Origin of the sequence: Olleya sp. R77988 (genome assembly GCF_044594215.1) — a bacterium.
Classification (GTDB): domain Bacteria; phylum Bacteroidota; class Bacteroidia; order Flavobacteriales; family Flavobacteriaceae; genus Olleya.
Genome location: NZ_CP138988.1, coordinates 2,116,465 through 2,122,500 on the forward strand (window position 1 = coordinate 2,116,465; position 6,036 = coordinate 2,122,500).

Genomic DNA, 6,036 nt, shown 5'->3' on the forward strand with positions numbered 1-6,036 from the left:
ATGAAAATCTTTCAAAACCTATTTGCTATGATTTTATTGGTCTGCTTTTTTAATTGCAAACAAGAAGTTGTCCATAAAACTGAAACAATTAAAGAGGAAGTTTTAGTAGTTAATACTGACTCTATTGTAAAAATTAACAGTCCAAAACCTAAAGAAAAACAAACTAAACAACGTTTTTATGTATCTGCAAACTCTGGATTAAATTATAGAGATCAACCAAACGGTAAGATTCTTGGTAAAATTGAAATTAATACACCAATAACTATTGCAAAAAAATCAGGTGTTTTTGAAACTATTAAAGATTTTGAGAAAGAAATTAAAGGCGAATGGGTTGGAATTTATAAAGGAAACGACACTGTTTATGTTTTTGATGCGTTTTTATCTAAGAATAAGGTTAATGGAGAATTTCAATATGTTCAACCAAAATTAAAAGATTCAACTCTTACTATATTATCACTTCATGGTTATGAAAGGCAACAAAATAAATGGAGCTACTTTTTAGCTTTAGCAGATAATCCTAATGATTATTTATATAATCCAGAAAAATTAGATGATGAGACTTATACAGCATTTAATAAAGAGGAACGCTTAAAATTTTTTAAAACCAATAAAATTAATCAGTTAGATACTGTTTTTGTATATAGTATTAACAAAATTTATAAACTTGTAGTTAAGGATCTTGGAGTAGTTTCTGTTCCTGATGGTTATGGGTCAGGTTTTAGAGTAGGTTTAGACTTACATGGTAAAGTCAAGAATGTAGAATTTGCTTATCTAGGAAAGGAAAACCCATTTATTGAAAAACAGTTAATGCCAATTGTTTGGAACAAAATTGATAAAAAATCTGTTCCTAATAGTTTCAACAAACAGAGCATTCATTCAAGTTATAGATGGTGGTATAATGATGTAGAGCTAGTTAATTCTTATAAGTACTCTAATAAAGAGTTTGACTTTTATCTTCAAGAATTAAAAAGGAATTATTCAAAAGACTATTATTTAGTGATTATTGATTCTAAAACAAAAGAATTTGTTTTAGAAAACCTATACTCTGATTCAGAAAGCACTTCACCTGCAAGTTTAAGCTTTGTAAATATTAATAATAAAAAGCAAGATGGTTACAAACACGAGCAATGGACAGGTTACTTATTTAAAGATAAACCACCAGTAGTTTTTGGATTTCAATACCATTCTTTTGGCTGTCCTTCAATCAATTTTATAGAAACACCCAAAACATACGTCCCAATTTATTGTGACAATAGACATTAAAGTTTAGAGCATAAAAAAATCCGATTCAATAAAGAATCGGATTTTCTATTTATAAGCGAAAGTATTGTTATACAATTGGCAAAATGCCCTTATTTTACTTTATTCACAATAGCTTCAAAAGCTTTAGGGTTATTCATTGCTAAATCAGCTAAAACCTTACGGTTTAATTCGATATTATTAGCTTTTAATTTCCCCATAAATTGTGAGTAAGACATTCCGTGTAATCTAGCTCCTGCGTTAATACGCGTAATCCATAAAGCACGGAAAGTTCTCTTTTTATTTCTACGGTCTCTGTATGCATACTGCATAGCTTTGTCAACCGCGTTTTTTGCTACTGTCCAAACGTTTTTACGACGTCCAAAGTAACCTTTTGCTTGTTTAAGCACCTTTTTTCTTCTGGCTCTTTTGGCAACAGAATTTACTGATCTAGGCATAATTTTAATTGTTTTTTTGTAGTAGGCGGTTAATTTCTTAACACTTTATTTAAATCTTATTTTGCCTAACTCCAGGGTTTATAAATAATTTTAACCAATTAAGGTAATGTTACTTTAAACGCATCATTACTTTAATATTGTTCTCATCCGCTTTATGTACTAAACCGTCATGAGTTAATTTAAGCTTACGTTTTTTAGACTTCTTTGTTAAGATGTGACTCTTAAACGCGTGCTTTCTTTTGATTTTACCAGTACCAGTAAGCTTGAAACGCTTTTTAGCACTAGATTTTGTTTTCATTTTAGGCATTTTGTTTCCTAGTTTTAATTATTTCGCTTATAATATCTTTGTCCTTTAATAAAAGGATAATATCTATTTTCTTGGAGCTATAAACATAGTCATACGTTTTCCTTCAAGTCTTGGCATTTGTTCTACTTTTCCAAACTCTTCCAAATCTTGAGCTAAACGTAATAATAATATTTGACCTTGCTCTTTAAACACAATTGATCTTCCTTTAAAGAATACAAAAGCTTTTAATTTGGCTCCTTCCTTTAAGAATTTTTCGGCGTGTTTCCTTTTAAATTGGTAATCATGGTCATCTGTTTGATGACCAAACCTAATTTCTTTGATAACAACTTTTGTAGCCTTAGACTTTAATGCTTTTTCCCGCTTCTTCTGTTCATAAAGAAACTTCTTGTAATCCATTATTTTACATACAGGCGGAATAGCTTTAGGAGAAATTTCTACCAAATCCAATTCTTGCTCTTCAGCAAGTGCTTTCGCTTCTTTGTTGGTGTAAATTCCTACTTCAACATTATCTCCAACTAGACGCACTTTTTCTGCTCTAATTCTTCCGTTAATGTTGTGCTGGTCTTCCTTAATGATTCTTGCCGGACCTCTTGATCTTTTTCTACGTATTGCTATGACTTATATATTTTAGTTAAACTTAATTTTAAAATTGTTTTTTCGTTCTATTTATCTCTTTAGTAACGATTTCTGCAAACTCATCTACACTAATCGTGCCTAAATCATCACCTCCATGTTGTCTTACAGATATCTTACCTTCATTTTCTTCTTGCTCTCCTATGATAATCATATAAGGCGTTTTGTTCATTTCTGCCTCTCTAATCTTCTTACCAATAGTCTCGCTTCGGTTATCTACAAGTGCGCGAATTTCGTGATTTTCTAGCAAAGTTAAAACTTTTTCACCGTATTTCTCGTATTTCTCACTAAGAGTTAATATTGAAACTTGATTTGGCATCAACCAAAGCGGGAAATTTCCTCCAGTATGTTCTAGCAAAATAGCTATAAAACGTTCCATACTTCCAAAAGGAGCACGATGTATCATTACAGGTCTGTGTGTTTCATTATCACTACCCTTATAAGTTAGTTCAAATCGCTCTGGTAAGTTGTAATCTACCTGAATAGTTCCTAGTTGCCACTGTCTACCTAACGCGTCTTTTACCATAAAATCTAACTTAGGTCCATAAAAAGCAGCTTCGCCAGTTTCAATAACATAATTTAGGTTTTTATCTTTAGCTGCATTAATAATTGCTTGTTCAGCTTTTTCCCAGTTTTCAAGACTTCCAATATATTTTTCGGGTTTCTCAGGATCGCGTAGAGATACCTGAGCTGTAAAATCTTCAAAGCCTAAAGATCCAAATACATATAATACAAGGTCAATAACATCTTTAAACTCTTTATCTAATTGATCTGGAGTACAAAATATATGAGCATCATCTTGAGTAAATCCTCGTACTCTTGTTAGTCCATGTAACTCTCCACTTTGTTCGTACCTATATACAGTACCAAATTCTGCAAAGCGTTTAGGTAAATCTTTATAAGACCATTGCATACTATTATATATTTCGCAATGGTGTGGACAATTCATAGGTTTTAATAAAAACTCTTCACCTTCTTTAGGAGTAGTAATTGGTTGGAAACTATCCTCACCATATTTTGCATAATGACCAGAAGTTACATATAGTTCTTTTTGACCAATATGAGGTGTAACGACCATCTCATAACCAGCTTTTTTCTGAGCATGTTTTAAAAAATTCTCTAAGCGTTCACGTAAAGCTGCACCTTTAGGCAACCATAAAGGAAGACCTTGACCTACTTTTTGCGAAAACGTAAAAAGCTCCAGCTCTTTACCTAGTTTTCTATGATCACGTTTTTTAGCTTCTTCTAAAAGCTCCAAGTATGCAGTTAATTCTTTTTGTTTAGGAAAAGATATTCCGTAAACTCTTGTTAATTGTGGTTTATTTTCATCACCTCTCCAATATGCACCAGCAACAGATAAAACTTTTACAGCTTTAATAATACCAGTATTTGGTATATGCCCACCTCTGCATAAATCCGTAAAAGTGGAATGGTCACAAAAAGTAATTGTGCCATCCTCAAGATTTTCAATTAATTCAGTCTTATATATATTGTCCTTATATAAAGACAAAGCATCAGCTTTAGAAACAGATCGCATAGAAAACTCATGTTTACCTCTTGCTATTTCTATTATTTTATTTTCAATAGTTTTAAAATCTTTGTCGCTAACAGTATGTTCACCAAAATCTACATCATAATAAAAACCATTATCAATCGCAGGACCAATAGTTAATTGGCAACCAGGAAATAACTCTTCTAAAGCCTGAGCTAAAACATGGGCAGAACTATGCCAAAACGCTTTTTTACCTTCATCATTATTCCAGGTATACAAAATAAGGGATCCATCAGTGGTTAAACTTGTTGTAGTTTCAACAGTTGTTCCATTAAAACTTGCCGAAATAACATTTCTAGCCAATCCTTCACTAATACTCTTAGCAACATCTATTGGAGTGCTATCTTTCTCAAAAGATTTAACACTACCATCAGGTAAAGTAATTTTTATCATCAATATCAAATTAAGGCACAAATATAATAGGATATTAATAGACTAGCAATACAACTAATAAGTAATAGTGATTATTTTTATAATAATAGCGTTTCCCTTTTGGGGTCGGGCTTTTCATTATATCTTTTTTTTGCCATTTGTTGGAGCAAAAAAAAGGATGTCATTACAATCCCTAACGCGGTTTTCTCCAGAGTACATTATATATGTATAAAGAAGTATTATTACCTAAGGCTTTATCAAAAGTAAAGAAAGGTAAAAAAAGTTTCAAAAAAAATCAAGCTGTAATCTATTGAAAATAAAGGGTTAAAGCGAGGTAGGGAAAATAAAGTAAAAAAAGATTCAAAAAAGGGTTGTGGGAATCAAAAAGGCTTGTATATTTGCACCCCGAAAACGACGTAACAACACGTTATTTAGTTAGAGGAAAAGTTCAGGGATTTATTGAAAGCAGCAAAATTTTAAAAAAAATATTTTTTTTTCTAAAAAGAGTTGTGAGATAAAAAAAAGCGAATTATATTTGCACCCGCTTAAGTAATAAACGACTTAAGAACAAATAAAAAAGTTCATAAACATATTGAATTGACAGCGTAAGAAAATTATTGGAAACGATAATTTTCAAACAAGAGAATAAGCCATTTTGAGTATAGAATATTTCTTTAATTGTTAAGCATATTAGTCGAAAGACTTTAAAATTTAACGATGAAGAGTTTGATCCTGGCTCAGGATGAACGCTAGCGGCAGGCTTAACACATGCAAGTCGAGGGGTAACATTGGAGCTTGCTTCAGATGACGACCGGCGAACGGGTGCGTAACGCGTATAGAATCTACCTCTTACTAAGGGATAGCCCAGAGAAATTTGGATTAACACCTTATAGTATGTTGACTTGGCATCAAGATAACATTAAAGATTACGGTAAGAGATGACTATGCGTCCTATTAGCTAGATGGTGTGGTAACGGCACACCATGGCAACGATAGGTAGGGCCTGAGAGGGGGATCCCCCACACTGGTACTGAGACACGGACCAGACTCCTACGGGAGGCAGCAGTGAGGAATATTGGACAATGGAGGCAACTCTGATCCAGCCATGCCGCGTGCAGGAAGACTGCCCTATGGGTTGTAAACTGCTTTTATACAGGAAGAAACACCTCTACGTGTAGAGGCTTGACGGTACTGTAAGAATAAGGATCGGCTAACTCCGTGCCAGCAGCCGCGGTAATACGGAGGATCCAAGCGTTATCCGGAATCATTGGGTTTAAAGGGTCCGTAGGTGGATAATTAAGTCAGAGGTGAAATCCTGCAGCTCAACTGTAGAATTGCCTTTGATACTGGTTGTCTTGAGTTATTATGAAGTAGTTAGAATATGTAGTGTAGCGGTGAAATGCATAGATATTACATAGAATACCAATTGCGAAGGCAGATTACTAATAATATACTGACACTGATGGACGAAAGCG

Annotated in this window: 5 protein-coding genes and 1 rRNA gene (1 of these 6 only partly in view); 2 read left to right on the forward strand and 4 right to left on the reverse strand. The window is 33.2% G+C overall.

The window, feature by feature from the left end:
• The first annotated feature begins 27 nt into the window (after nt 1-27).
• Nucleotides 28-1,263 (forward strand): hypothetical protein, encoded by a 1,236-nt coding sequence (locus SJY17_RS09610; protein WP_397362348.1) that lies wholly within the window; start codon nt 28-30, stop codon nt 1,261-1,263.
• Between the two features lie 89 nt (nt 1,264-1,352).
• Here SJY17_RS09610 and rplT read toward each other — a convergent pair whose 3' ends face one another.
• From rplT to thrS, 4 genes are all read right to left on the reverse strand, one after another.
• On the reverse strand, nt 1,353-1,697 hold the full coding sequence (rplT, locus tag SJY17_RS09615) for a 50S ribosomal protein L20 (protein WP_397362349.1): 345 nt from the start codon (nt 1,695-1,697) through the stop codon (nt 1,353-1,355).
• Nucleotides 1,698-1,806: 109 nt separating this feature from the next.
• Nucleotides 1,807-2,004: a 50S ribosomal protein L35 gene (gene rpmI / locus SJY17_RS09620; RefSeq protein WP_090839495.1), complete on the reverse strand. Its 198-nt coding sequence runs from the start codon at nt 2,002-2,004 to the stop codon at nt 1,807-1,809.
• A 63-nt stretch (nt 2,005-2,067) separates the two neighbouring features.
• Complete coding sequence (gene infC, locus SJY17_RS09625; RefSeq protein WP_397364870.1) at nt 2,068-2,577, reverse strand: translation initiation factor IF-3; 510 nt, start codon at nt 2,575-2,577, stop codon at nt 2,068-2,070.
• A 70-nt stretch (nt 2,578-2,647) separates the two neighbouring features.
• Nucleotides 2,648-4,582, reverse strand: a complete 1,935-nt coding sequence (thrS, locus tag SJY17_RS09630; protein ID WP_397362350.1) for a threonine--tRNA ligase — start codon at nt 4,580-4,582, stop codon at nt 2,648-2,650.
• 693 nt (nt 4,583-5,275) lie between these two features.
• Here thrS and SJY17_RS09635 point away from each other — a divergent pair.
• Nucleotides 5,276-6,036 (forward strand): 16S ribosomal RNA (locus SJY17_RS09635) (it continues 755 nt past the right edge of the window).